General features: G+C 59.1%; 21 protein-coding genes. 10 read left to right on the top strand and 11 right to left on the bottom strand.

All coding sequences use genetic code 11. From position 1 onward, the window contains the following. The first annotated feature begins 134 nt into the window (after positions 1-134). Both BFX80_RS15410 and preA read left to right on the top strand, forming a co-directional pair. A complete protein-coding gene (locus BFX80_RS15410; RefSeq protein ID WP_084209358.1) occupies positions 135-1,526 on the top strand; it encodes an NAD(P)-dependent oxidoreductase in 1,392 nt (463 codons plus the stop codon). Continuing rightward, a complete protein-coding gene (preA, locus tag BFX80_RS15415) occupies positions 1,526-2,890 on the top strand; it encodes an NAD-dependent dihydropyrimidine dehydrogenase subunit PreA (RefSeq protein WP_084209359.1) in 1,365 nt (454 codons plus the stop codon). Before BFX80_RS15410 ends, preA begins: the two co-directional genes overlap by 1 nt. Positions 2,891-3,073: 183 nt before the next feature. Here preA and BFX80_RS15420 read toward each other — a convergent pair whose 3' ends face one another. The 3 genes from BFX80_RS15420 to BFX80_RS15430 form a co-directional block, all read right to left on the bottom strand. Then, positions 3,074-3,694 carry a TetR/AcrR family transcriptional regulator gene (locus tag BFX80_RS15420; RefSeq protein WP_084209360.1) on the bottom strand — a complete coding sequence of 207 codons (621 nt, stop codon included), beginning with the start codon at positions 3,692-3,694 and terminating at the stop codon, positions 3,074-3,076. Between the two features lie 194 nt (positions 3,695-3,888). Continuing rightward, positions 3,889-5,097, bottom strand: a complete 1,209-nt coding sequence (locus tag BFX80_RS15425; RefSeq protein ID WP_084209361.1) for a CmpA/NrtA family ABC transporter substrate-binding protein — start codon at positions 5,095-5,097, stop codon at positions 3,889-3,891. A 50-nt stretch (positions 5,098-5,147) separates the two neighbouring features. Further along, positions 5,148-5,723: an ANTAR domain-containing response regulator gene (locus tag BFX80_RS15430; RefSeq protein WP_077379026.1), complete on the bottom strand. Its 576-nt coding sequence runs from the start codon at positions 5,721-5,723 to the stop codon at positions 5,148-5,150. Between the two features lie 609 nt (positions 5,724-6,332). Here BFX80_RS15430 and BFX80_RS15435 point away from each other — a divergent pair. Next, positions 6,333-7,691: a NarK family nitrate/nitrite MFS transporter gene (locus tag BFX80_RS15435; protein WP_077379024.1), complete on the top strand. Its 1,359-nt coding sequence runs from the start codon at positions 6,333-6,335 to the stop codon at positions 7,689-7,691. A 170-nt stretch (positions 7,692-7,861) separates the two neighbouring features. Here the strand turns inward: BFX80_RS15435 and BFX80_RS17985 are convergent, their stop codons facing one another. From BFX80_RS17985 to dbpA, 3 genes are all read right to left on the bottom strand, one after another. Next, positions 7,862-8,029, bottom strand: a complete 168-nt coding sequence (locus BFX80_RS17985; protein WP_164850377.1) for a hypothetical protein — start codon at positions 8,027-8,029, stop codon at positions 7,862-7,864. A gap of 225 nt (positions 8,030-8,254) precedes the next feature. Further along, complete coding sequence (locus BFX80_RS15440; RefSeq protein WP_077379022.1) at positions 8,255-8,827, bottom strand: GNAT family N-acetyltransferase; 573 nt, start codon at positions 8,825-8,827, stop codon at positions 8,255-8,257. Between the two features lie 224 nt (positions 8,828-9,051). Next, entirely contained in the window at positions 9,052-10,452 is a 1,401-nt protein-coding gene (gene dbpA / locus BFX80_RS15445) for an ATP-dependent RNA helicase DbpA (protein ID WP_084209362.1), read from the bottom strand. An 835-nt stretch (positions 10,453-11,287) separates the two neighbouring features. On the opposite strand from dbpA, the gene BFX80_RS15450 reads away from it, so the two are divergent. Continuing rightward, positions 11,288-12,817, top strand: coding sequence for a hypothetical protein (locus BFX80_RS15450; protein ID WP_205632714.1), 1,530 nt, complete (start codon positions 11,288-11,290; stop codon positions 12,815-12,817). A gap of 364 nt (positions 12,818-13,181) precedes the next feature. Here the strand turns inward: BFX80_RS15450 and BFX80_RS15455 are convergent, their stop codons facing one another. After that, a complete protein-coding gene (locus tag BFX80_RS15455) occupies positions 13,182-13,622 on the bottom strand; it encodes a hypothetical protein (protein ID WP_077379019.1) in 441 nt (146 codons plus the stop codon). A gap of 512 nt (positions 13,623-14,134) precedes the next feature. Between BFX80_RS15455 and BFX80_RS15460 the strand changes: the two genes are divergently transcribed. Both BFX80_RS15460 and BFX80_RS15465 read left to right on the top strand, forming a co-directional pair. Next, positions 14,135-14,377: a hypothetical protein gene (locus tag BFX80_RS15460; RefSeq protein WP_084209363.1), complete on the top strand. Its 243-nt coding sequence runs from the start codon at positions 14,135-14,137 to the stop codon at positions 14,375-14,377. 216 nt (positions 14,378-14,593) lie between these two features. Then, complete coding sequence (locus BFX80_RS15465; RefSeq protein WP_077379015.1) at positions 14,594-14,908, top strand: hypothetical protein; 315 nt, start codon at positions 14,594-14,596, stop codon at positions 14,906-14,908. 213 nt (positions 14,909-15,121) lie between these two features. On the opposite strand, the gene BFX80_RS15470 is transcribed toward BFX80_RS15465, so the two are convergent. Continuing rightward, complete coding sequence (locus tag BFX80_RS15470; protein WP_084209364.1) at positions 15,122-16,852, bottom strand: ATP-dependent nuclease; 1,731 nt, start codon at positions 16,850-16,852, stop codon at positions 15,122-15,124. Between the two features lie 413 nt (positions 16,853-17,265). On the opposite strand from BFX80_RS15470, the gene BFX80_RS18030 reads away from it, so the two are divergent. Beyond that, a complete protein-coding gene (locus tag BFX80_RS18030) occupies positions 17,266-17,454 on the top strand; it encodes a hypothetical protein (RefSeq protein ID WP_084209365.1) in 189 nt (62 codons plus the stop codon). An 81-nt stretch (positions 17,455-17,535) separates the two neighbouring features. Here the strand turns inward: BFX80_RS18030 and BFX80_RS15480 are convergent, their stop codons facing one another. Then, a complete protein-coding gene (locus BFX80_RS15480) occupies positions 17,536-18,816 on the bottom strand; it encodes an NAD(P)-binding domain-containing protein (RefSeq protein WP_084209366.1) in 1,281 nt (426 codons plus the stop codon). 307 nt (positions 18,817-19,123) lie between these two features. Between BFX80_RS15480 and BFX80_RS15485 the strand changes: the two genes are divergently transcribed. The 3 genes from BFX80_RS15485 (at position 19,124) to BFX80_RS15495 (ending at position 21,949) form a co-directional block, all read left to right on the top strand. Continuing rightward, positions 19,124-20,014, top strand: coding sequence for a pseudouridine synthase (locus BFX80_RS15485; RefSeq protein ID WP_084209821.1), 891 nt, complete (start codon positions 19,124-19,126; stop codon positions 20,012-20,014). 142 nt (positions 20,015-20,156) lie between these two features. Beyond that, positions 20,157-21,350: a DUF3500 domain-containing protein gene (locus BFX80_RS15490; RefSeq protein ID WP_205632715.1), complete on the top strand. Its 1,194-nt coding sequence runs from the start codon at positions 20,157-20,159 to the stop codon at positions 21,348-21,350. After that, complete coding sequence (locus BFX80_RS15495) at positions 21,347-21,949, top strand: hypothetical protein (RefSeq protein ID WP_084209367.1); 603 nt, start codon at positions 21,347-21,349, stop codon at positions 21,947-21,949. The genes BFX80_RS15490 and BFX80_RS15495 overlap by 4 nt, the downstream gene beginning before the upstream one ends. A 191-nt stretch (positions 21,950-22,140) precedes the next feature. On the opposite strand, the gene BFX80_RS17895 is transcribed toward BFX80_RS15495, so the two are convergent. Continuing rightward, positions 22,141-23,208, bottom strand: a complete 1,068-nt coding sequence (locus BFX80_RS17895) for a hypothetical protein (RefSeq protein WP_144726623.1) — start codon at positions 23,206-23,208, stop codon at positions 22,141-22,143. A 436-nt stretch (positions 23,209-23,644) separates the two neighbouring features. Next, positions 23,645-25,219, bottom strand: coding sequence for a glutamine-hydrolyzing GMP synthase (gene guaA, locus BFX80_RS15500; RefSeq protein ID WP_077379004.1), 1,575 nt, complete (start codon positions 25,217-25,219; stop codon positions 23,645-23,647). Positions 25,220-25,338 lie beyond the last annotated feature (119 nt).

Consider the following 25,338-nt stretch of genomic DNA (forward strand, 5'->3'; position numbering starts at 1 on the left):
TGACGCGCTGCCGGTCCCGAAGCGCTGCCAATCAAGGCGTTGCCAAACAAGACGCTGCTAGCGCAAGACGATCTGACTCGCCTGCAAGACCAACAACAACGACCCCGCGCCTGAGCGCGGGCAGGAGCCACACCGTGACGACATCCTCCACTCCTTCCCACTGGGCCCCGTCCGGGCTCGCGGAAGAGGCGCTGAGTGCGCGCTTCACTGATCTGCATCCGGCGCTCACCAAGCGTCAGGCCTTCATCGAGAGTTCGCGTTGCCTGTATTGCTATGACGCGCCCTGCATCAAGGCCTGCCCGACCAGCATCGATATCCCGACCTTCATCCGCCGTATCCACGATGACAATCTCGACGGCGCCGCCAGCGAGATTCTCGATGCCAATATCCTCGGTGGCAGCTGCGCCCGCGTCTGCCCCACCGAGATCCTCTGCGAGCAGTCCTGCGTGCGCAATCAGGGCGATGAGTGCCAGCCGGTGCTGATCGGTCTGCTGCAGCGCCATGCACTGGACAACGCCCAGTTCGAGGCCCACCCGTTCACGCGGGCAGCCAGCACCGGCCGGCGCATCGCCGTGGTCGGTGCCGGGCCTGCCGGGCTTTCCTGCGCCCACCGCCTGGCGCGTTTCGGCCACGATGTGGTGATCTTCGAGGCCGAGGAGAAAGCCGGTGGCCTGAATGAATACGGCATCGCTCGCTACAAGCTGACCGATGACTTCGCCGCCCGCGAAGTCGAATTCCTGCTCGAGATCGGCGGCATCGAGATCCGCCACGGCCAGCGCCTCGGCGACAATCTGGCGCTGGCCTCCCTGACACGCGAGTTCGACAGCGTCTTCCTGGGCCTGGGCCTTGGCACCAGCCATGCTCTCGGCCTGACCGGCGAGGATGCCAGCGGCCTGATGGCGGCCACCGACTTCATCAAGGTGCTGCGTCAGAGCGGCGAACTGAACGCGCTGGCAGTGCCGAGGCACGCGGTGGTGATCGGCGCCGGCAACACCGCCATCGACATCGCCGTGCAGGCCAAACGCTTGGGCGCACAGACGGTGGATCTGGTCTATCGGCGTGGCGAGGAGCAGATGTCCGCCACCCATCACGAGCAGGAAATCGCGCGGGCCAATGGCGTGATGATCCACACCTGGGCGCGTCCGCTGGCCATCGATGTGGCAAGCGACAGTGAGGATGGTGGTGACGCCGCGCTCAATGCGATGCAGTTCGCGCGCACACGGGTCGAGGATGGCCGACTCGTCGATACCGGCGAGACCTTCACGCTGGCCTGCGATGGGGTCTTCACCGCCATCGGTCAGGGCTTCGATGACGCGAGCCTGAGCGATGCGCATGCCGCGGGGCTGGCCCGCGAGGGGGCGAAGATAGAGGTGGACGAGATGCTGCGCACCAGTCTGCCCGGCGTCTATGCCGGCGGTGACTGCATCGCCCGCGGACAGGATCTCACCGTTCAAGCCGTCGCCCACGGCAAGCTGGCCGCCGAGGCCATCCATCACGATCTGATGCTCAAGGTGGAGGCCGCCTGATGACCATTCATACCCCGCTCAATGATGACAACGCGCGTCCGGCAGGCTCTGGTTCAAGTTCTGCAGCGGCTGACGATCACGTCGCCAGCTACAAGGCCGATCTGTCGGTCAACTTCGCCGGCATCCGTGCCCCCAACCCCTTCTGGCTGGCCAGCGCCCCGCCCACCGACAAGGCCTACAACGTGGTACGCGCCTACGAGGCCGGCTGGGGTGGCGTGGTCTGGAAGACGCTGGGGGAAGACCCGGCGGCAGTGAACGTCTCCTCGCGCTATTCGGCGCACTATGGCCCGAATGGCGAGGTCAGCGGCTTCAACAACATCGAGCTGATCACCGACCGCTCGCTGGAGATCAACCTGCGCGAGATCACCCAGGTCAAGAAGGACTGGCCGGACCGCGCACTGATCGTCTCGCTGATGGTGCCGTGCGAGGAAGAGGCCTGGAAGACCATCCTGCCGCAGGTCGAGGCTACCGGCTGTGACGGCATCGAGCTCAACTTCGGCTGCCCCCACGGCATGCCGGAACGCGGCATGGGCGCGGCGGTGGGCCAGGTGCCGGAGTATGTCGAGCAGATCACGCGCTGGTGCAAGACCTACAGCTCGCTGCCGGTGATCGTCAAGCTGACCCCCAACATCACCGACGTGCGCGAACCGGCCAAGGCGGCCTGGCGTGGCGGTGCAGATGCCGTCTCGCTGATCAACACCATCAACTCCATCACCCATCTGGACCTCGACCGCATGGTCGCGCATCCCATCGTCGGCGACCGCAGCACCCATGGCGGCTACTGCGGCAGCGCCGTGAAGCCCATCGCGCTGAACATGGTGGCCGAGATCGCGCGCACGCCGGAAACCGCCAACCTGCCGATCTCGGGTATCGGCGGCATCTCCAACTGGGAAGATGCCGCGGAATTCATCGCCCTCGGCGCGGGCAGCGTGCAGGTGTGCACCGCGGCGATGCTGCACGGCTTCCGTATCGTCGAGGAGATGAAGGACGGCCTGGGGCGCTGGATGGACAGCAAGGGCTATCAGCGGATCGAGGAGTTCTCCCGCGCGGCGGTGCCCAACACCACCGACTGGAAGCAGCTGGACATGAACTACCAGGTGATCGCGCGGATCGACCAGGACAAGTGCATCGGCTGCGGACGCTGCTACATCGCCTGCGAGGACACCTCGCACCAGGCCATCCTGCATCTGGCCAGGGACAACGGCACCGCCCGCTATGAGGTGAAGGACGCCGACTGCGTGGGCTGCAACCTGTGCGAGATCACCTGCCCGGTCGAGGACTGCATCACCATGGAAGTGCAGGACACCGGCAAGCCGTACATGAACTGGATGGAGGACCCGCGCAACCCGCATCGCGCGGCGTGACCCTGACGTTGAGGACAAGATCCGGATGATCCGCACAGATTCCAGCGCATGACACCACGTTCAGTGGCGTGAAAACAGAAAGGGGCTGCCAGCAATGGCAGCCCCTTTTCAATGGTCTCATGATCCATCAATGATGATCATTGTTAGCCTTAGGGTAATGTAATAATGACATCACCTGATGACTCAGGCGGACAGGCCAACGCCCTTCAGCAGCACCCGCGTGACGTTCTGCACCGCCTGCTCGAATTCGCGATCACTCAGCGCCTTGCCCTGATTGAGCACCGTGATCTGGTGGTCGAAGTCGGCGTAGTGCTGGGTGCTGGCCCAGATCATGTACAGGTAGGCGGAAGCATCGACGTTGTCAATGCGCCCCTCACTGATCCACTGGCGCAGGCGTGACTTCTTCATCTCGGCCCACTCGTCGAGCCACACCGTCAGCTCCTCGCCCAGCACCGGCGCGCCCTGCATGATCTCGCTGGCCCATACCTTGGAGCCATACGGACGCTGGCGCGAGTGCATCATCTTGGCGCGAATGTAGGTGGAGAGCACCAGCTGCGGGTCGTCATAGGCTTCGAAGCACAGCGCATCTTCCTTCCACAGCGCCAGCAGACCATCGAGGACCGCGCGATACAGCGCTTCCTTGGTGCTGAAGTAGTAATGCAGATTGGACTTGGGCAGCTCTACCTCGGCGGCAATATCGACCATGCTGGCGCCGACATAGCCCTTGAGAGCGAAGATCTTTTCGGCGGCGAGCAGGATGCGGCCGACATTATCCTTGCGAATCTGAGACTTGCGAGTGGTCATGCGATCCCCTGACGCGGTGCTGGCAGTGGGATGAGAATATCATAACCGCACTGCCAACATGCCTGAGCCGACAGGTTTCGCGCTCGCGGGCGTCTTTTCTCTACCCCCTCCCCCCTCACCTCTCGCCTCTTGACTCGCTTCCCACTGCTCACCCCTCGGCTTGTCGCCTCACGCTTCAGCGCGCGCCAGCGGTGTCATTCGAAGACCGCCCCATCGATGAAGCCATCCGCCGGCATCGGCACCTGGCCCGCCTCTCCGCTCAGCCACCAGGGCGCCGGATGCGTGCCTTCGCTGCGCTCATCCGCCACCGGCACCACCATGCCCAGCTTGCGGGCTGCGCTGCGGTAGAGGTCCGGGCGTACGCAGCGTGCCAGGGTCGCTTCGAGGTCATTGTCGCTGACTCCCTCGAGATGCCCCCAGCGCTGCATCTGGGCGGCATACCAGCGGGTCTGCGAGCGCCACGGGAAGTTGGCCGCATAGCGATGGAAGATGGTCCAGCCGGGATTTTCCCGCTGGAACGCCTCCACCGACTGCTCGACATCCACATCGCGCAGTCCACGCGCCACCACCGAAAGCGGCACTTCCTGCATGCCTTCATCATGCAGCCACTGCGCGGCCTGCTCACGGTTGCCCGGGCGGTCCAGCCAGGCACAGGCCTTGAGCAGCGCACGAATCAGCGCCTGATGCGCCAGCGGGTGCTGCTCCGCCCAGTCCTCGCGCACGCCCAGCACCTTTTCCTGTCCGAAGCGCCAGATATCATGACTGCCCGCCACCACCTGCCCCATGCCCTGCACGGCGGCCAGACTGTTCCAGGGCTCTCCGACACAGAAGCCGTCCAGCGCGCCACTTGCCAGCTGGGCGGCCATCAACGGCGGGGCCACCGCACGCATCTCGATGTCGCGATTCGGGTCGATCCCGCCGGCCGCCAGCCAGTAACGCAGCAGATAGCGGTGCGAGGAGAAGGGATGCACGCTGGCAAGCTTGAGCGCCGCCTCCCCACGCTCGCGGCGCGCCTGCACGTGCGCCGCCAGCGCCCGAGACACCGCCAGCGGAGAGCCCAGGTCATGCCCCTCCTCGGCCAGCGCCGCCATCAGGGCCCGCGACAGGGTGATGGAGTTGCCGCCCAGATTGAGCGTCATCGCGCTGATCACCGGTGTGGCGCGGCCATCCAGCCCCAGGGTCGAGGTCAGCGGCATCAGCGCCAGCATCTGCGCGCCCTGCAACACGCCGGTCTGCAGGTCATCGCGCAGTGCCGCCCACGACGGCTGCCACTTGAGCGTCACGGCCAGCCCCTCCTCACGGAAGAACCCCTGACGCTCCGCCACCACCAGAGGAGCCGCGTCATTGAGCGGCATCAACCCCAGCGTCAACTGATGGCCATTGAGAAGAGAATCACTGAGCATCACATCCACCTTTTGAACGATCGAAAGAGAAGGACATCACGAGACTCGGCTCAGTGCCGACGCGACGCCTTGAGCAGCTCATCGGCCAGCTCGTGCAATGCCAGACGCCGATTCATCGCGGTCTTGCGCAGATATTGGTAGGCCGCATCCTCCCCCAGTCCGCGACTCTCCATCACCAGCGCCTTGGCGCGATCCACGCTGCGCCGCTGTATCAGAGTGGTCTGGGTGCGATTGAGTTCGCCCTTGAGGGCACGGTGAGCCTCGAAGCTGGTGATGGCCACCTCGACCATGCTGCGCACCATCGCCGGCATGACGTGATCCACCACGTAAGCGGACACGCCGGCGCCAGCCGCCTGGCGCACCAGGTCCGGCGCGTCCTCACTGGCCAGCATGATCATCGGCTTGGGATAGTGACGCCCCAGCTGGCCGAGGTGCTCGAGGGTGTCACGGCTGGGCAGGTCGGCGTCGATGATCACGGCATCCGGCTGATGGTGCTGCACCAGCGCATGCAGGTCCTCGTGTTCATCGACCCGCAGCGCCACCTCGAAGCCGGCGCTCAACAGCGCCTGCTCCAGAGCGGCGGAACGCTCGCTGCGCACATCGACGATCAACACGGTCACGGGCATATCAGGCTTCCTTGGCAGTGTGTCAGGCGGTGGTGCCGGGGTGTCAGGCGACGCCTCGAGCGATCAGGCACCGACGTCCGAGATCAAGGACGACGGCGTCTTCGCAAGCGGGAGTCGGGATGGCGTCACGCCTCTGACACTGCAGGATTCATGCCACAAACTGGTGCAGCGCTGGCCTTAAAGGCCTTCCGCAGTGCGCAAGGGCGCGCCCGGCTGCACAGCAATGATGCATGGCGTGATCTGGCGATCTCTCGCCCGCCACGTGCGCCAGACTGGATCATCCTCACCCCGCCGCGCACCGCCACTGGGCATCGCCCTGATTACTCCCCACTGCTGCCTTGCCCGACATGATGATTCCAAGCCCTTGATATGACGGGGGTTGGACGCACAACACCCCCGCAAGTGGCGCGCTACTTGCTTTGAGTCAGGCAATGGCAGACAAGCGTGCCATGCATCATCCATGACGTGGACCAGGCTCCCGGGAGTACGAGTGCGTCGAACCAGGCCCCTCAATGACGAGGCGCCCCGCTGTCGTTCACAGCTGTTCGACCACCCGTCGTGCGCCGAGACCCTGGCGTCCGGCACCGACGCTGTACCAGGAGCCCACTCATGGATATTCGCAACAAGGCCAGCCGTATCCGGCTGTTCAGCTTCAATACCCCGCAGATGCGCGCCTTCCACATGTCGTGGTTCGCCTTCCACGTCTGCTTCTTCGGCTGGTTCGGCATCGCGCCCTTGATGGCCGTGGTGCGCGATGACCTCGGCCTGACCAAGACCCAGATCGGCAACACCATCATCGCCTCCGTCGCCATCACGGTGATCGTGCGACTTGCCATCGGCGTGCTGTGTGATCGCATCGGGCCACGCAAGGCCTACACCTGGCTGCTGTGCCTCGGCTCTCTGCCGGTGATGTGCATCGGCTTCGCCGACAGCTTCGAATCCTTCTTCCTCGCCCGTCTGGCCATCGGTGCCATCGGCGCGTCCTTCGTCATCACCCAGTACCATACCTCCGTGATGTTCGGCCCCAACGTGGTCGGCACCGCCAATGCCACCACCGCCGGCTGGGGCAACCTGGGCGGCGGCACCACCCAGATGCTGATGCCGCTGGTGATGGCCGGCCTGCTGATGCTGGGCGTCGAGCAGACCCTGGGCTGGCGTCTGGCGATGGTCGTGCCGGGCATCGTGCTGTTCCTCACCGGGATCGCCTACTACTTCTTCACCCAGGATGCGCCGGACGGCAACTTCAGCGAGCTGCGTGAGCGTGGGGAGCTGCCGAAAGCCGAGAAGGAATACAGCATGCGCGCCACCTTCGGCGCGGCGGCTCGCGACATCCGTGTCTGGGCCCTGTTCCTCGTCTACGGCGCCTGCTTCGGGGTCGAGCTGACCATCAACAACGTCGCCGCCATCTACTTCTTCGATCACTTCGACCTCGATCTCGCCACCGCCGGCCTCATCGCGGGCCTGTTCGGCCTGATGAACCTGTTCGCGCGCACCCTGGGCGGCGTCTTCTCCGACCTGTTCGCCCGTCAGTCCGGCCTCAAGGGTCGCGTGCGCTGGCTGTTCATCGCGCTGCTGTGTGAAGGCGTGGCGCTGGTCGGCTTCGCCCAGATGGAAACCCTCGCGGTGGCCATCGGCATCATGCTGGTGTTCAGCCTGTTCGTGCAGATGGCGGAAGGCGCCACCTTCGGGATCGTGCCCTTCGTCAATCGCAAGGCACTGGGCGCGGTGGCCGGTATCGTCGGCGCGGGCGGCAACGCGGGGGCTGTCGCCGCGGGTTTCCTGTTCCGCAGTGAAGAACTGACCTACCAGGAAGGCCTGATGTATCTGGGCATGGGCGTGATCGTGATCTCGCTGTTCGCCCTGCTGGTGCGCTTCAGCGCCGCCACCGAGGCCGAGGAAGGCCGCGCCTATGAAGCCGCCGTCGCGGAACGCAAGCAGCAGAGCGACCAGCAGCCCGTGTCTGTCTGAGCCTGTCTCTTCCTGAGACTTTCTCAAACCTCTGACACATGCAGCCCTGATATACGGAGCCCTGATACACGGAGCCCTGACATGCAAAGGCCCCGCCTCTTGAGAGGCGGGGCCTTTGTGCATTCACACCTTGCGGTTCGCCGTGCTCGCGAGCGAGTCACGGCCAGCCATCAGCTGTCGGTGGCGTTCTCGACGCTGTCACCGGCGTCTTCCACGGCGTTGTCCATCTTCTCGCCAGCCTTCTCCATCGGGCCCTCGTCCTCGCAACCGGCGAGTGACAGGCCACCGAGACCCAGCATGGCAATCATCAGCGAACTACCCAGAGTCTTGAGCTTCATGATGTCTCTCCTTGAATCATCGGTCGGGATAACGCCCCGGCCTGCACACCAGTACAGACAACAGCGCGGGGATACACAGGACATGGAGCGGGTGTCGCGCGGTTTCAAGGGTGGCGCAACGCCGAGTTGCAAGGGGATGATCGAGTGACGAGGCACACCACAGGGCAAGCCCCTTCGAGGAGCCCGGCTCAGAGCGCGAATCTGCGCTCGAGCCAGAGGCCCAGGTCAGAGGCCCAGGTCAGAGAAACCATGGTCGAAGAGCACCTCGCCTCCCAGCCCCGCCAGATAGTCCGGCACCAGCTCGATGGCCACGAAGGCGCCAGGCACATCCTCGTGATGGCAATAAAGGCCGTAATGGCGCGCCGGATGAAAGCCCAGATGTGCATAGAACTCGGCATGACCCGCCGCCACCACGGCGCCCGCTCCCAGCAGACGACAACGCTTGACCGCCGAGATCACCAGCCGCTTGCCGATGCCATGACGCTGGTGCTGGGGCAACACCGCCAGAGGCGCCAATGCCATCAGCACGCGCCCCGGACAGCCGGAGAGTTCCACGCGCGAGGCCATCACATGCCCCAGCAGCCCTCCTTCGCCTTCACTGAGGTGACGCCCGCTTTCCGGGTCAGAGAAGCGCTCGGCCACCAGCGAGATCTGCGCCAGATCACTGCGACGCAGTCTGTCGCCCAGGCGAGCCTCCCGGTGGCCGGCAAACACGGATTCATGGATGCGGTAGATGCGCTCATGATCGATGAGACGTTCTTCACGGATGCGAAGATTATCGGCGGGGTTGTCAGTCATCACGAGTTACCGGTTCAGCGCCCTGTCGATCAGGGCCGTCACCCCCAAGCTTAGCCACCGCCGTCATGGCCCGCGAGAGTCAATCTACTGCTCAAAAAGCACGATGCCCGCCGAAGTGGCGGGCATCGAATGACGTGATGACAAGGTCGTGATCCAGATGAGAGACGTGGGACCTGCCATGTCACTCCTCTGCTGATTTCCACGCCATCAGGCGGGCGCCCCTGTCAGCTCTTGAGGCGACGCGCGCGGAAGGAACGGCCCTTGAGCTTGCCGTTCATCAACTGGGTCAGCGCGGCCTTGGCGACATCGCGCTCCACCGCCACGTAGGTGGTGCGGGCCAGTACCTTGATCTTGCCGATCTGGCTGCCCGGCAGGCCGCCATCGCCCGTCAGGGCACCGAGGATGTCGCCGGGACGCAGCTTGTCCTTCTTGCCGCCATCGATCTGCAGCGTCGCCATGCGCGCGCGGAAGGGTTCACGGGTCAGCATGCTCTTCGCCGGCAGCGGCTCGGCTTCCAGCGTCTGCTCGAGGAAATCTCCCAGCTTGGCCAGGCGATAGTCTTCCTTCTCGGTATACAGCGTACAGGCGATACCGGAGCTGCCCGCGCGACCGGTACGCCCGACACGGTGGACGTGGGCATCGAGGTCCCGGGCGATCTGGTAATTGAAGACCGCATCCAGCGCGTCGATATCCAGCCCGCGTGCCGCGACGTCCGTGGCCACCAGAATCGAGGTGCTCTTGTTGGCGAACATCACCAGCGTCTGATCACGCTCGCGCTGCTCCAGATCACCGTGCAGGGCCATGGCACTGAAACCGTGCTCATTGAGGGCATCGCTGACCTCCTGTGCCTCGCGCTTGGTGTTGCAGAACACCACGCTGGTGTCAGGACGATACTTGAGCAGCAGGATACGCAGCGCCTCGAAACGCGCCTCTTCATCCGCTACCCGATGAAACAGCTGACGGATGCTGCTGTCATCGTGGGTGGAGGCGACCTCGATGCTGACCGGCTCCCGCAGGATGCGCTCGGCGATCGGGCGCACGCCATCGGCGAAGGTCGCGCTGAACAGCAGCGTCTGACGCGCTTCCGGGGTCTCGGCGATGATGGCTTCCAGCACCTCGGCGAAGCCCATGTCGAGCATGCGGTCGGCCTCGTCCAGCACCAGAGTATTGAGCTCGGCAAGGCTCAGGCTGCCCTTGCGCAGGTGCTCGTCCACACGGCCCGGCGTGCCGACGATGATATGCGCGCCGTGTTCCAGCGAGCCCAGCTGCGGGCCGAAGGGTGCACCGCCACACAGCGTCAGCACCTTGACGTTATGCAGGCCGCGCGCCAGACGGCGAATCTCGCCGGCGACCTGATCGGCCAGCTCACGCGTGGGGCACAGCACCAGCGACTGGACACGAAAGCGCGAGACCTTGAGGCGCGACAACAGGCCAAGGCCGAAGGCGGCGGTCTTGCCGGAGCCCGTCTGGCCCTGGGCGATGACATCGCGCCCTTCCAGCATCGGCGGCAGGCTCTGCGCCTGAATCGGCGTCATGGTGTGATAGTCGAGCGTCTCCAGATTGGTGAGCAGCTCGGGCGCCAGCGCCAGAGAGGCAAAGGCAGGGGTGGCGGTGGCGTCAGTCACGAGGACATTCCTTCAGTCGATGAACAGGCACGAGCCGAACAGGCATGCGTGCGGGCGCAGAGCATAACAGAGCCAGCGCTCGCTCGCCTGCACGCCTCCATCTGCGAATTCACATATCTGCCGGTTCCTGCCAGCGCGCCGGCCGCGTTCACGTTTGCCATCCTTTCCAACGACACGACAGCTGATCGACTGCTGGTTGTCAGTCCCTTCCTCGCACCAGTCGATAATCCCCTCGCATGAGGCAAACGATATCGCATTAATGGCAATGAATGATTTTCGTCATCAGCCGTTTTCAATCCTGATTCAGGTCATTTATTAATCCTGTCCGATTCACCAGAATACCCGTTGACGTTCCTGTCATTTCCCACGTCTTGCGCCACGCCACGAGTGATCGTGCGCGTGTGAGAATTGATTGTCATCGATACCTATCGCCATGCCTCAAGCGTTGCATCAAGGGTGCGGACCTCAACGAAAAAGGGACGCACCGGCATCGAGTCTCGTCACTGATCATCGTCTGCATCATCTGTGCAACACCCATGTCCCGTCATGAGAGCATCACCGCATCATCACGCCCATTACTCCGCTATCTTGTTGATTAAATTGATATCAATGAGAAATATCAATGCCTTTTCATGAAGGCATGACAGCCCGAACACGCTCATACCCTCCGCGTGGGCCAGGGCCGACGACGCCAATGACGCCTTCACGAGCCAGCACAGACTGGCGCTGAATGGCCACGATCTTCTTGAGGAACAGGGGCTCCACTGGTCAGGAGAAACACCCCGTCATCAAGACAGTTTCAGGACGCAGCGAACCACAAAGGGAGCAGAACCTGATGAAGGATATTTCACGAATCACCGCCTACGGATGTGTCGTGGCCGGTGTTGGCCCAGCGGGCATGGGGTTTCTATTCAATGCCTTGAAAACCGGAAAACTGGCGCAACTCGCACGCCATGGTCTGCTGATACTGGATGCCGGAGGCATTCATCGGGATGCGCCCCTGGGGGCCGGACGGCTGGGCGAATATCGCATCACGGCCAACTCGGTGGGGGATGTCTTTCTCGATTGCCTGAGAGACCCGGCCCTCGCGGAAGTCTTCGCTCCGCTGGAAGGCGATCCGTGCCTGGAGAACATCCGCGCCCAGGCCTTAACCGCCCCGGCGCTCAGTGAAGTGGGCACCCTGCTGGAAGCGGCGTCCCGGCTGGTGCTGGAACACGCCACCCGCCTTGCCGGCGTGGAGCTGTGGTGCGGCACGAGTCTCGATGAGGTTGAGCGCATCGAGGATGACAATCTGCTGACGCTGACTCACACGCCGGAACACGCGTCTCGTCCGACACGGATTCGCACCTCCAACCTGGTGCTCAATCTCGGCGGCTATCAATGCCCGGAACACCTGACCCAGGACCTCTCGCGCCAGGGACTGTCCCTGTCACCGCGTGCGCGCATCTACAGCGGTGATGAACTGCTGCGCATGCCGGAAGGTCAGCTGCGCAGCCTCTTGCTGCCGCGCCTGCGGCGTGGTGGGCGTGTCTGCGTGGTGGGTGGCTCCCACAGCGCCTTCTCGATGCTGGATCTGCTCGCCAGCGCATTCCACAAGACGCGCATCGACGAGATCACCCTGCTCCACCGCTCGCCTGTCCGGCTGTTCTTCGAGAACGCCGAAGAGGCCAAGGCCGCGGGCTATTCCTATGATGCCGAGCGCGATGTCTGCCCCATCAGCGGACGCATCAATCGCTCCGGCGGGCTGCGCTACCGTGCCCTGAGCATCGGCCAGCAAGTGCTTTCCAGCGGTCGGATAGCAGACTGCGACATGCAGGTCAGGCTCATCCAGACCGGCCCCGGCCCTCAGCAACGCCTGCTCGCGGCCAGCGAAGCACTGGCCGACGCGCCGGTAGTGGTGCAGTGCAACGGCTATCAGCCGATTCTGCCGCGCCTGCTGGATGCGACGCGTCAGCCGCTGCCGCTCAGCCAGGTGAAGGGCGGACTGGATTCCGATGCCACCGGCAATCCCCGAGACCTCTCAGGCAACCTCCTTGAGGGCCTCTACCTGTTCGGACTCGGCGCCGGACTGGCGGCAGACCCCACCCTGGGGAGTGAAGCCGCCTTCGATGGCCGCATCTACGGCGTCTGGCAATTCCACAACAACGCAAGCCTGCCAGCGCTGGAGACCATCCTCGCACGCCTGGAAACGCAGCATGTGGCAGCACCGGTGACGGACCCGCTGTCCGCCGCCACCCAGCTGGCCGAGCAGGCAGCGCCATCCTCTGGCGCACAACGCGTGAAGGAGGCCGAACGCGAGCTGACCACGGCGCTGAACACGCTGAGCGAGACTCTGTCCTCGCCACTGCGCTCCAGCATCGCCTGACCTGCATCGCCTGACATTCATCGACAAGGCATGCATTGACAAGGCATGAGGGCTCATGCCACGCCTTGCATCATATCTTACGTAATGATCTGGCGTCGTTATGAATACGCCAACAAGACGCTGCCAACCTCCACAACGTCATCATGATTATCACAAAGATAACAATAACGAGAAATGACACTCTGACACACTAGGCGAAAGACACACACGACACCCTGCTGAAAGCACATGAAAGGCCCGGCCATGCATCGCATGACCGGGCCTTTTGGCTACTGGCGCTTGCTGTCAGCGCACGGGCAACGAGTGACTCACGAATCGCCTGCGCGCAACTGCCCTCAGGCGAGCGCATTCACGAACCCGCGATTCAGCCGGCCTGGGTCTGTGCTTGCGCGAGACGTGCCTGCTTGCCGCCGAGGGTGAAGCAGGTATCGATTTCCCGCAGCAGGAACAACGCCACACAGGCGGCCAGCATCGGCCAGGCGGCGAAGAACAGCAGGTGCTCCCACGGCGCGAGATACTGATTGAAGGCAGACAGCGTGGAGCCGGCATGCAGCACCAGCACCAGCCCATAGGTGAGGGTCTTCTTCACGCCTGCCAGGAACATCAGCAACAGCACCATCTCGATGGCGGCGATCACGATGACGATGCCTTCGCCGACACCGCCGATGGAATAGAACTTCTCGAAGATGGCCGCGGCGTGACCGGGATTGAAGAACTTGTCCAACGTCCACATTGTCATCACGAGGAAGACCCCGAGGCGCAGCAGCAGCAGGGAAATGCGGATTCGATCGGCGTACTTCGTCATGTCAATTCTCTCCAGAGGAAATGGGCCTGTCAGGCAGTCAGCGCCGCCTCGTGCCGGGCACGTCTTCCTGTGTACGCACACCATTGAGGTCTGGTTGCATCCAGATCGACTTTTTTCTCGCGAAATAAACCACTTGGCAGTCCATCACGCGATTGCGCTCTTCGGCGCAAGTCACTGCTGCGTCAGCGGTGATGCCGCCTCATCTCTGCTCTCCTGCCGCGACTGACAACGCTTGAATGCCTGTCCATCCTCAAGACACCTGTAGCACTGGCGCTTGCACACTGGAGTTATCCACATGGCCTCTCAACCAGACACGCCGACATCCGGCGCACCGCTGCGCCGCTGGCAGGCACCCCGCGACGCTTCTGCCCACCCGCCGTGCACATCTCCCTCCCACCTGCCGCCCGCGATTGCCCAGGCACGCTTTCCCGCCCTGCGCAAGGCTGCTGGAGCATGCCGCGCGCATACAGGCCGAGCGTGAACGCGGCGAGATACTGGACGCCGCCTGCGCCATGAGCGCCGTGCCGACCGTGATGCAGGAGATCTGGTCTACCAGTGGGGAGCTTGAGACATTCGCATTACATCACGCCATGCAGATCGAGACGCTTACGGAGCTGCTGGGCGAGCACACCAGAGCCCTCAGCCCTGATGATTCGCCAGCGGTAGCCCCGCGTGACACCTTTGACTGGCTGCATCTGGCACTGGAATGCCTGCTGAAAACACATGAGGATAACCAACGTTTACACTCGAACTGATGTAACCCGGGCCCAAAACTCGTATGGTGAAGTGACGGGCCCGGTTGACGACAGTCCATGTCTCGCCGCCGCCCTCGTGGCAGATGCACGCGCACGACGACCAGGAGCACGTCTGGAACGGACTTCCGGTACGAGAAACAACGCAAGACATCAAGCACAGCAAGCGGAGCAGAACATCACGATCGATCATTGAAACGACCAGCCGAGGAGGTTCACATGAAGGTCTACAAACCTGAATGGCGCTGCACGCTCGACGTGACGGAAGGCCCCGACCCCACCGCCCGCTGGAAAACACGGCTTGCCTGGCGCCTGCGCGCCCTCGCCGACCGCTTTGATGGCGGTAGTCGTACGATGAAGATTGACTGCAATGTCACCCCGGCGCTCAGTCGCGAAGAGGTCGACACCTGTCTGGGCAAGGGCTTCGCCCTCAGCCAGAATCTGATGCTGCAACTGGCCAACCACAGCGCCTGCGAAGATGTCCTCCGCGACGCCAAGGCCGAGCTCTACGAAGAAGAGCAACACCCGATGTAAGACGATGATCTCAGTAGAAACCCGCAGATCATCCATCGGTGAACGTAGTCCGTAAGACGCAAGAAAAAGCCCTCCCGGCGATGCCGGGAGGGCTTTTTTAAAGCTTAAAGATTATATTCTAAACTCCACGAAATAATAAAAATCAATTCATACATATATAAACCCTAAACCTATCGAATAGCCAAGCTGGACAACCATCTTAAGAGATGTGATCTATTCTAGCTGATCTAAACTATTCCAATGGATACAGTTGTGTGGTAATACTGCATTTTCTGCACCCACCAAGTAGTCCAACAATGACTTTACACGACTTCTAGCTTCCGGATCACTATTTATTCTAACTAAAGCATTGTAAGGCTTATCGCTTTTAACCTCTTTATTAAATATAGCTGTTTCGAAACAAGTTTTACAAGCAACAAGATTGACATTTTCGTTATTTTCTAGCAAATCACCTATAGTCCTATTCATTCCCCATGCTGGATTATTTGCCCCACTGTTAGTTAACTTTTTATCCGAATCATGAAGTATAAAGAAAGATTTAGAAAACTGATTCAAAACCTTAGCTACAGATGGAATAATCCCCTTACCTCTAGCTCTTATAATTTGCACATCACTATATTCATCTGGATACATCTCTTTAATTATCGAAAATGCAGTATATTCTGTGTCTCCCTCAACAATCACTTGACGACCACCAAAGAAAAACTCATGAACATAAGGGTCACATATATTCATTAGTTTCAAATTTCTCTTATCATCTTCATCTAAACTAGCTCTTTCAGGACGATACAATGTAGTGCTTTTTACATCACTACGATCATCCCTAAAAACTCTAATTATTGTAGTATTGTCTTTCGACAAATCAATAAACAAAGGTGAGTGAGAAGTAATCATTACTTGCCAGTTACCACTTTCTGGAAGCTCATATAGTACCCGCCTCGCTTCACGTATTGCCGAGGGGTGCAGACAAATTTCTGGCTCATCAAGTAGTAAAACGTGAGGCCGCGAGCCTTTTTTATCTTGTGATTCAGATAAATATTTTAAAATTGCCCAAAGCAGAGTTTTTCTAGCCCCGCTCCCTTGATGCTCTATGGAAGAGAAATAGCCACCTTCTGGCCCCATCAACAAGTTAGTATTAGTTTTAAATGGTTGATAAGCCTTATCCAGATCTGCTTCAGGATTTGCATCAAATTTTATTTTATGATTAGGAAATAGTTGGCTAAGGTAGCTTGAAACCTTTCCTTCTATAACCTCAATTTCGTCATTAGTAGCTTCTACAACCTTTACTTGAAGATCTTTTATATTCTCAAGTACGATCTCATAATCAGAAAACTCTTGCTCAGGATCTGTTCGTATACTTGATAACTTCTCTTTTAAAAGACCAGCAATAAGCTTAGTTATTTCTGTAGCTTGCTTATCTGGTGTAGCAAAAGCATCTATCCTGTGCGGCCATGGCCTTCTAGAGTTAGCAACATTTGGCGCCCCCCATGGCACTTGATCGTCCCAACTATTTTTTATAACATCATAACCTTGTCTTTTTGGATCTTTATTAGGATTATCCCAAGTCCATTTCTCACGAATCAGCCACTCATTCTCAGCAGTTCTTTCAATCCACCTACTACCTGGGGCGTCATTAAAAACTATAGTATGCAACTCAATAGTAGGAAGTGCATCAGCATTAACCTGTCCATTAGGAAAATCTTCAATAGTTAACCTCCCTTCTTTAGAACCGTGGGACATAACTGTTTCATAAGCACGCAATATACTGCTTTTACCCACATTATTTGGACCTACGAGGACAACTATATCATCAAGCTCAATCTCAACTTCATTACTTCCAATAGATCTGAAATTTTTTATTATTAGCTTATGCAATCTAGGGCGTGATGCTCCTTCATCTAACACCAATGCAACTGTATCGCCTAGTTTATTCTTAGCAACCATTTGATTACTCTCCAAAGTCACTATTGATAAAGACCATAAAAGAAAACAACTAACGAGGATTCAACTTTAATCATTAATACCCTCATCGTATTTATAGACGACTCAAATGATCGCAGAGCACTTAGCTATTAATTTAATCAAATCTGACCAATTCTCTCGAATCTCCTTTACTTCTCAACGTTAATAAGCTAGCGATAAGCCTAAGGAAATCAAGATTTCGGGATGTTAACTGAATTACTGCTTCTATATTAACAACTTAGCTTATTATCCAAAAATCAATCTCAGCAGGTTTAATTTTCAATGGCAGGTATAAACTAGGAGGTAACTGAGAGAAGGTCATTGAAGGTTAGACTCAGCTACTTCGCCAACAATCTGTACAATAGCCCTTTCTTCTCGCCTCCGTGATGCCTTCCATGTCCATTCCCGCCCGCCCCTCAAAGCTGAGCCTGCCTCAGGCCAATCCCGGTGTGACGACGGTGCTGGAGTATCTGCTGCTCAAGTTCCCGACGATTGCCGAGTCACGTTGGCGCGAGCGCATGGCCGCGGGCAAGCATCGCGATGAGGACATGCAGGTCATCGCGATGGGGCAAGTAGTTATCTAACCAAAACGCAGCAGAACTATAGATATGACAGTTTTTCAAAAGCCGTGGCTACTCTGCCACGGCTTGTTTTGTTGTCAGCCTTTACCCACAGCTTGGCTCACACTGGCGTGATGCCTGATTGGCAGCGCTGCGGGTGGCGCCACACACCGGGGCGAGGGTGACGGCGTCGGGGTCCAGCAGTGCGGCGACGACGGATTTCACCTGGCGGTAGCCGGTGCGCATCAGGAAGGTGGGTGCGCGACCGTAGCTCTTGATGCCGAGGATATAGAGGCCGGGTTCCGCGTGGGTCAGTTCGGCGGCGCCGTGTTCCGGCACGGAGCCACAGCTGTGCTGGTTGGGATCGATCAGCGGCGCGAGGCGCGCCGGGCTCTGGGTGGCGGGGTCGAGCGAGACACGCAACTCCGAGAGCAGCGCGAGATCCGGGCGGAAGCCGGTGGCGGCGATGATGCGGTCCACCGCCGGCAGGCGCTGGCCACCGCTTTCCACCACGAGGCGAGCACCCTGCTCTTCCTGTGGATGAATCGCCTCGATGGCGAGATTGGTCACCACCTCGAATCTGCCGTCTTCCAGCCATTGCTGGATACGCACTTCCAGTGCCCGGCGCTCCTGCAGCTCATCGTCCTTTGGGGAGCGGATGACGTTGTCCAGCGTGGCGGAGCGCACGCCCCACAGGATGAGTGTGTCCGGGTTCTGCTCGGCCAGGCTGACCAGATCCTGCAGCGCGTTGAAGGCCGAATGCCCGCCCCCGACCACCAGCACCGTCTTGCCGGCATAGTCATCCCGCGCCTTGCCGGTGATATCCGGCACGCCGTAGGAGATCCGCTCTGCCGCCGCGAGTTCCCCCAGTGCAGGAATGCCATGCGCCCCGATGCCATTGGGGCACTGGAAGGTACCGGAGGCATCGATCACCGCCCGTGCCAGCACGTCGCGCTCGCCATCCGGCCCCGAGACACGCAGCACGAAGGGTGCCTCCTCTCGCCCATTGGAGCGCAGCACATCATGCTGCAGGCGACTGACATGCGTGACCCGTGTCGCGGTATACAGGCGGGAGGCGATCTCCGGCAGCGCGGCCAGCGGCTGGAGGTAGTCGGCGAGCAGCTCCGCGCCGGTGGGGAAGGCATCCGCTCGTGGCGCCTGCCAGCCGGTGGACGTGAGCCATCCGGCTGCCACGGGGTCCACGTTGTAGGACCACGGCGAGAACATGCGCACATGCCCCCAGCGGGCCAGATGCTCCCCGACCTGCTCGCCTGATTCGAAGATGATGGGCTCCAGGCCCGAAGCCAGCAGATTGACCGCAGCGCTCAGCCCTATCGGGCCTGCCCCGATGATGGCAATCGGCAGGTGGCTGTTGGCATCTTGCATCGCGTCTTCGCTCCAGTCGTGGGGGGTGGGGATGAAAGCCTCGTCATGCGTGGCTTTCAGCGTAAGACGACAAGGGTTATTTGGCTATTTTCTTCTAAAGATAACCCGCATATCCGCAGCCACACACAGGCCGCGCTGGTCGCCTCGGCAAGCCTCTCGCACGCATCGCTCCACTCCCGCGCCAACCTCTCGCAAGGCCATCTGCCCCGACAGCCATGCGTCGCTCGGTTACACTGGGCCATCGCCATGAGGGTGAGGCTTGCTCGCCCCACGCTCGCCCTTTCTTCTCGCCACCGTGATGCCTTCCATGTCCATTTCCGCCCGCCCCTCCAAGCTGAGCCTGCCGCAGATCAACCCCGGCGTGGCGACGGTACTGGAATATCTGCTGCAGAAGTTTCCGGCCATCGATGAGGCCACCTGGCGCGAGCGCATGGCCACCGGCAAGGTGCATCGCGAGGATGGCGCATTGATCACCCCGCAGACGCCCTACCAGCCACATCTGCGCGTCTTCTATTACCGTGAGGTGGTGCGTGAGCCGAGCATCCCCTTCGCGGAGCGGATTCTCCATCAGGATGAGCACATCCTGGTGGCCTACAAGCCGCATTTTCTGCCGGTGACGCCCGGCGGCCTGTACGTGAACGAGTGCCTGCAGCAGCGCCTGCGCGACAGTACCGGAATAGAGGCGCTGCAGGCGGTGCATCGCCTGGACAGGGCCACCGCCGGGCTGGTGCTGTGCTCGCTGAATCCCGAATCGCGTCACCGCTATCATGAGCTGTTCAAGTCGCGGAATATCCACAAGACCTATCAGGCCATTGCCGAGACACACAGCGAGGAGACCCTGGTGGGCCAGCAGTGGGAGGTGAAGAACCGCCTTGAACAGGCCGAGCAACGCTTCCGCTTTCAGGTCTCCGAAGGCGAGCCCAACAGCCACTCGTTGATCCGCTGTGTCGCGCAACGCGGTAGTCGGGCGCTGTTCGAGCTGCACCCCATCACCGGGCGTCGCCATCAACTGCGGGTGCACATGCAGTCACTGGGCTGGCCGATCCTGAATGACCGCTACTACCCCGAGCTGCAACCGCTCTCGCCGGATGACTACGCGCGCCCCTTGCAGCTGCTCTCCAAGGGATTCGAGTTCATTGATCCCGTCAGCGGCGAGGAAAGGTGCTTCGAATACGACGGTGATCTGACGCTGGCGTGAGGCGCGAGATAGCCAGTGGCTGTCGTCGCCAGCCGACGCACAGCCCACGGCATGTGCACAAAGAATTCATCTGGCGAAGGCTTCCTGCTCGACGTCAGGCGGGCTAAGGTTTTCTTCCTGTCCCCGGAAAATAGGCCCATCGATGTCCCGACGTCTCGCAGTGACCGGAGGAGCCGCGCTGGCCGCGCTCCTGTCCTTCCCCGTCCTCGCACAACAAGGGCACGACGGGCCGCCGCCCGATCACGATGGCCCGCCGCCGATGTCAGCGGAAGACCAGGCCTTGAGCGAGGCGCTGCGCGCGCGGATGGGCGATACCAGCACCCTGATGCAGAGCGTGCCTATCCCCGAGAGCGCCGCCGAGTGCGGCGACACGCCAGGTTATGAGCGCATGCTGTGCCTGATCGATCTGCTCAAGGCCGATATCTCCGACGATGACATCCTCAAGAACCTGCAGCATGACTACTCCCTCGCAGAGGCCGAGAACTGGAGCAACCTGCCCGCTGGCGCCTTCCCGAAACGTCCCGGCGTGCTGTTGGGCGAGCTAAACATCAAGCAGCGCGGCCTCGTCAAGGCCATCATGCTGGAAGCCACCGGCCACGCGCCGGATGAAGGCTTCGACGAGATGATTCAGACGCTCAACGCCGATGACTACATCAACACCGTCAGCACCGACTACAAGGCCGGTTACTCCTCCTACAACACCAAGTTCGCCTTCCTCGGCACGCCGGGTGAGAGCGGTACCTGGGAGCTGTACTACGGCGGCCACCACATGGCCTTCGCCAACACCTACACCGATGGCAAGCTGGCCGGTGCCACGCCCTCCTTCCGTGGCGTGGAACCCTTCCCGTATTTCGAGATGAACGGGCGCGTGAACGAGCCGCTGACCCAGGAACGCGATGCCTTCGCCACCCTGCTCAGCTCGCTTTCCGAGGATCAAAAGGCCGAAGCGACACTGGAAGGCACCTACCGTGACATCCTCGCTGGCCCCCAGGCCGACGATGCCATCCCCGAGAGCTATGAAGGCATTCCCGTCTCCAAGCTGGATGATGACCAGCAAGCGCTGCTGCTCACCGCCATCGAGACCTACGTGGACGACATCTCCGCGCCGGAGGCCAAGGCCTACATGGCGAAGTACACCGCAGAACTTCCGGACACCTACCTCGGCTTCTCCGGCACGCCGCAGGTCAGCGCCGAGAACGATTACGTGCGTATCCACGGCCCCTCGCTGTGGATCGAATTCTCGTTGCAGTCGAACAAGTCCACCGACAAGGTCGGCAACCATCCGCACTCGGTATGGCGGGACCGCACCGACGACTACGGCGGCCAGACCGAATGAGCCGGCGCGTTTCCTGGCGCACCGCCCTGCTCCCCCTTGCCGTGATCTCCCTCGGCCATGGGGCCAGCGGGGCGGGAGGCGGCCTCATCGAGACGGCTCACGCCCACGCCCTGCCCGGCAGCGTGCTTACATTCGAGCAGCAACCGCAGCACACGCTGCACCTCACGCTCCAGTTCCCGCGCGAAGACCTGCTGATCGCCGCGCCGGCACTGGCAGCCCTTGGTGAGCAGACACCAGGCCAGCCCCTGCCGAAGCCACTGGTGGATCAAATCGGCGACTACCTCAGTCACCACCTCGCACTCTCCGAGGATGGCGACACGCTACCGATGACGCTCACCGAAGCGCATCTCGAATCGACCTATCAACCACAGCTCGGTGACTACGTGCTGGTCATCACCGAATGGAACGTCAAGACCGAAAAGCCCGAACCGGACTCCCTGCTGCTGAAATACGACGCCGTGATGCACGAAGTCCGCAACCACCGCGCCGATGTCTACTGGCAGACTCCCGACGGTGCCACCCGGCCACTGGCCGGTTTCGGCTTCTTCCACTCCGCCCACGGCGTCCGGCTGAACCTGCAGAAAGCCAGGCAGGAGTGAGTTAATTGGAATATGCTGACCAAAACAAATTAAACAATAAGAAACTAGTATCACACCAATCATACCTATCACTACGAAACTCACACAGAGGATCCTCTACACGGAGTCATTACTCTTCAAAGACAAGCTTCAACTATGCTTTGAAGAGCATTCGTGCTATGTCAACAGAAACTTATCAAAACAAGACACAATCAGCCCTTCTTTCCAAAAAAATTAGAAATATGATAAAAAACCCCTTTTTTAGATTCTGCCTCAGAGATTATTCTTTCTTTTTCAGACAAAGTCTTCTTATATTCTAAAATAATTAAATTCAACTCATTAATTTCTTTATCTTTAGAATATATACAATCTTTTATTCGTGATATAGATTCATTTTTATTTGATAGCAGTCTTTTTTGTTCTGTAATCAGAGAACTTAATTCAGCCACCTCCTTTGACTTAAAGACTTCTCTAGAATGCGACTCTGCAATTACTTTATCTTTATTTATAAGTTCGTCTTTTATGAGTCTTAATTTATCCAACCAAAGTTTCTCTTCTTTAAAATGATATTCAGAAGACACAGGATCAGAAAGAATTTTACCGAAAACTTGCTTCCCGAAAACATGCACTAGATAATCGTAGTATTTTTCATAATCCTCGGGAGTATGGGGAGGGGTATTAATCTTTTTCTCTATAGACATGCTGGAAATATTTACTTCAATTATAGGTATACAGTGGCTTTTAAAATCTTGGATTTTTTCGGGCTCACATGGATGTGTATGATTAACCTCTATAGCAATTTTCCCACCCCATTTTAGCGCGAGAGCTTCGGGTTTTTTGAAGAAACAAATAAGATCAGGATAGTAGTATTTAAATTTACCTCTATTAGTTAATTGTATCTTTAAATCATCTTGACGGATTTCAGAAACTTCTATTTCATATGCCTTACCACCACACTTAAAGTTAATCCTATCCATCTCAGATAAGACTTGTATAGCAATAGTGTGTGATATTGAATCACCATCGTTTTTATTTTCATCAATACTATTATTTGATTTCGACTTATATCTATAAAATCCTTTTTGCACAGGTATTACCTGCGATCGATTATTACGGTCTTTTTGCGTACTCATAAATTTAATCTTATTGAATTCATGAATTTTTTCATCACGAAGCTTCAACGACTCCCATATATAAAATATCTTCAATGGGTGCTTATCGCCTTTAATGTAATCTCCGGAATCATTAATCGCATAAGCCCAAATCTTTTTATTTGCCAAATCACTGCCCCTCTACTAAATGTCATTATCAATCATTTATACAAATAAAACCAAAGCAACAACTCATATCAGGAAGAATACAAAACACATATTCATGTCCCGCCACATTAAATCATCCTTTAATTCTAATATATATTTCCTCTTGGATAGCTATTGACAGTAGCGTAGATAATAGGTGAAAAGTAGCTATATATAAAATATATCAATACCCTAATAGTATTAACATGTACGATGACAGTCAATTTTTCAGAAATTCGACCTCCACTGCATAATTCTGTTTCTTCTATAAATATGTGTAATGCACAACCCACAAAAAAAGCCCTTCCGGCCAATGGCCAGAAGGGCTTTTTGCTTGCTGCGTTCTCGTCTCGATCGGTTCTAGAGACCGTCTCGACAGAGCGCTACGTCAGCTCAGCGAGGGGGGATCGTCAGGCGATCATTCCCACTCGATGGTGGCCGGCGGCTTGCTGCTGACGTCATAGGTGACGCGCGAGACGTGCTCCAGCTCGTTGATGATGCGGTTGGAGACCTTCTCCAGCAGCTCATACGGCAGGTGCGCCCAGCGGGCCGTCATGAAGTCGACGGTCTCGACGGCACGGATACCGATGACCCACTCGTAACGACGGCCATCGCCGACGACGCCGACGGACTTGACCGGCAGGAAGACAGCGAACGCCTGGCTGGTCTTGTGGTACCAGTCGAAGTTGTGCAGTTCTTCGATGAAGATGGCGTCGGCTTCACGCAGGATATCCGCGTATTCCTTCTTCACTTCACCGAGGATACGCACGCCCAGACCCGGCCCCGGGAAGGGGTGACGGTAGACCATGTCGTACGGCAGGCCGAGTTCGAGGCCGACCTTGCGGACTTCGTCCTTGAACAGTTCGCGCAGCGGCTCGACCAGTTCCATCTTCATGTCGTCCGGCAGGCCGCCGACATTGTGGTGGGACTTGATGACGTGGGACTTGCCGGTCTTGCTGGCAGCGGATTCGATCACGTCCGGGTAGATGGTGCCCTGGGCGAGGAAGTCGACGTCCTTGAGCTTGGCGGCTTCGGCATCGAACACTTCGATGAAGGTGTTGCCGATGGCCTTGCGCTTGGCTTCCGGGTCACTGACACCCTTGAGCTTGCCGAGGAAGAGGTCTTCGGCGTCTACACGGATGACCTTGACGCCCATGTGGCGCGAGAAGGTTTCCATGACCTGGTCGCCTTCGTTCTTGCGCAGCAGGCCGTTGTCGACGAAGACGCAAGTCAGCTGGTCACCGATGGCCTTGTGCAGCAGCGCCGCGACCACGGAGGAGTCGACGCCGCCGGAGAGGCCGAGCAGCACCTTGCGGTCACCGACCTGGGCGCGAACGCGATCGGTCAGGTCTTCGATGATCTTGGCCGGGGTCCACAGGCGCTCGGACTGGCAGATCTCGATCACGAAGTGCTCGAGGATGCGCTGGCCCTGCAGGGTGTGGGTGACTTCCGGGTGGAACTGCACGCCGTAGAACTGCTTCTCTTCCCACGCCATGGCGGCGATCGGGCAGCTCGGGGTGGAGGCGGTGACGGTGAAGGTCTCCGGGACCTTCGCGACCTTGTCACCGTGGCTCATCCAGACGTCGAGCAGCGGACGGCCTTCGTCGTCCAGGTGGTCCTTGATGTCCTTGAACAGCGCGGACTCACCATCGACACGAATCTGGGCATAGCCGAATTCGCGCACGTTGGAGCCTTCGACCTTGCCGCCGAGCTGCTCGGCCATGGTCTGCATGCCGTAGCAGATGCCGAACACCGGCAGACCCATCTCGAACACGCACTGCGGCGCACGCGGCGAGTCCAGCTCGGTCACGGATTCCGGGCCACCGGCCAGGATGATGCCGTTGGGGTTGTACTCGCGGATCTCTTCCTCGGTGATGTCAAAGGCACGCACCTCGGAGAACACGCCCAGCTCACGCACGCGACGTGCGATCAGCTGAGTGTACTGGGAGCCGAAATCGAGGATCAGGATCTTGTGGGAATGGATGTCTTGCATCTTCAGTCTCTCATTGGGGAGTCATGTGACCCGCTTCGGAGCTGCGAGGGAGCGCGGGGTCGACACAATCTGGCGCCGAGAATAGCCGAGACCAGAAGTTTCTTCGACCTAAGCAAAGC

Origin of the sequence: Cobetia marina, assembly GCF_001720485.1 — a bacterium.
In the GTDB taxonomy this organism is placed as follows: domain Bacteria; phylum Pseudomonadota; class Gammaproteobacteria; order Pseudomonadales; family Halomonadaceae; genus Cobetia; species Cobetia marina.

Bases quoted from the DNA above. Each gene is read 5' to 3' on its own strand.
- BFX80_RS15455 (WP_077379019.1), bottom strand. From the start codon at position 13,622: ATGACGAAGTACGCCGATCGAATCCGCATTTCCCTGCTGCTGCTGCGC.
- BFX80_RS15490 (WP_205632715.1), top strand. From the start codon at position 20,157: ATGTCCCGACGTCTCGCAGTGACCGGAGGAGCCGCGCTGGCCGCGCTC.
- BFX80_RS15470 (WP_084209364.1), bottom strand. From the start codon at position 16,852: ATGGTTGCTAAGAATAAACTAGGCGATACAGTTGCATTGGTGTTAGAT.
- BFX80_RS15465 (WP_077379015.1), top strand. From the start codon at position 14,594: ATGAAGGTCTACAAACCTGAATGGCGCTGCACGCTCGACGTGACGGAA.
- BFX80_RS15440 (WP_077379022.1), bottom strand. From the start codon at position 8,827: ATGACTGACAACCCCGCCGATAATCTTCGCATCCGTGAAGAACGTCTC.
- BFX80_RS18030 (WP_084209365.1), top strand. From the start codon at position 17,266: ATGTCCATTCCCGCCCGCCCCTCAAAGCTGAGCCTGCCTCAGGCCAAT.
- preA (WP_084209359.1), top strand. From the start codon at position 1,526: ATGACCATTCATACCCCGCTCAATGATGACAACGCGCGTCCGGCAGGC.
- BFX80_RS15460 (WP_084209363.1), top strand. From the start codon at position 14,135: ATGAGCGCCGTGCCGACCGTGATGCAGGAGATCTGGTCTACCAGTGGG.
- BFX80_RS17985 (WP_164850377.1), bottom strand. From the start codon at position 8,029: ATGAAGCTCAAGACTCTGGGTAGTTCGCTGATGATTGCCATGCTGGGT.
- BFX80_RS15495 (WP_084209367.1), top strand. From the start codon at position 21,347: ATGAGCCGGCGCGTTTCCTGGCGCACCGCCCTGCTCCCCCTTGCCGTG.
- BFX80_RS15420 (WP_084209360.1), bottom strand. From the start codon at position 3,694: ATGACCACTCGCAAGTCTCAGATTCGCAAGGATAATGTCGGCCGCATC.
- BFX80_RS15485 (WP_084209821.1), top strand. From the start codon at position 19,124: ATGTCCATTTCCGCCCGCCCCTCCAAGCTGAGCCTGCCGCAGATCAAC.
- BFX80_RS15430 (WP_077379026.1), bottom strand. From the start codon at position 5,723: ATGCCCGTGACCGTGTTGATCGTCGATGTGCGCAGCGAGCGTTCCGCC.
- BFX80_RS15435 (WP_077379024.1), top strand. From the start codon at position 6,333: ATGGATATTCGCAACAAGGCCAGCCGTATCCGGCTGTTCAGCTTCAAT.
- guaA (WP_077379004.1), bottom strand. From the start codon at position 25,219: ATGCAAGACATCCATTCCCACAAGATCCTGATCCTCGATTTCGGCTCC.
- BFX80_RS15450 (WP_205632714.1), top strand. From the start codon at position 11,288: ATGAAGGATATTTCACGAATCACCGCCTACGGATGTGTCGTGGCCGGT.
- BFX80_RS15480 (WP_084209366.1), bottom strand. From the start codon at position 18,816: ATGCAAGATGCCAACAGCCACCTGCCGATTGCCATCATCGGGGCAGGC.
- BFX80_RS15425 (WP_084209361.1), bottom strand. From the start codon at position 5,097: ATGCTCAGTGATTCTCTTCTCAATGGCCATCAGTTGACGCTGGGGTTG.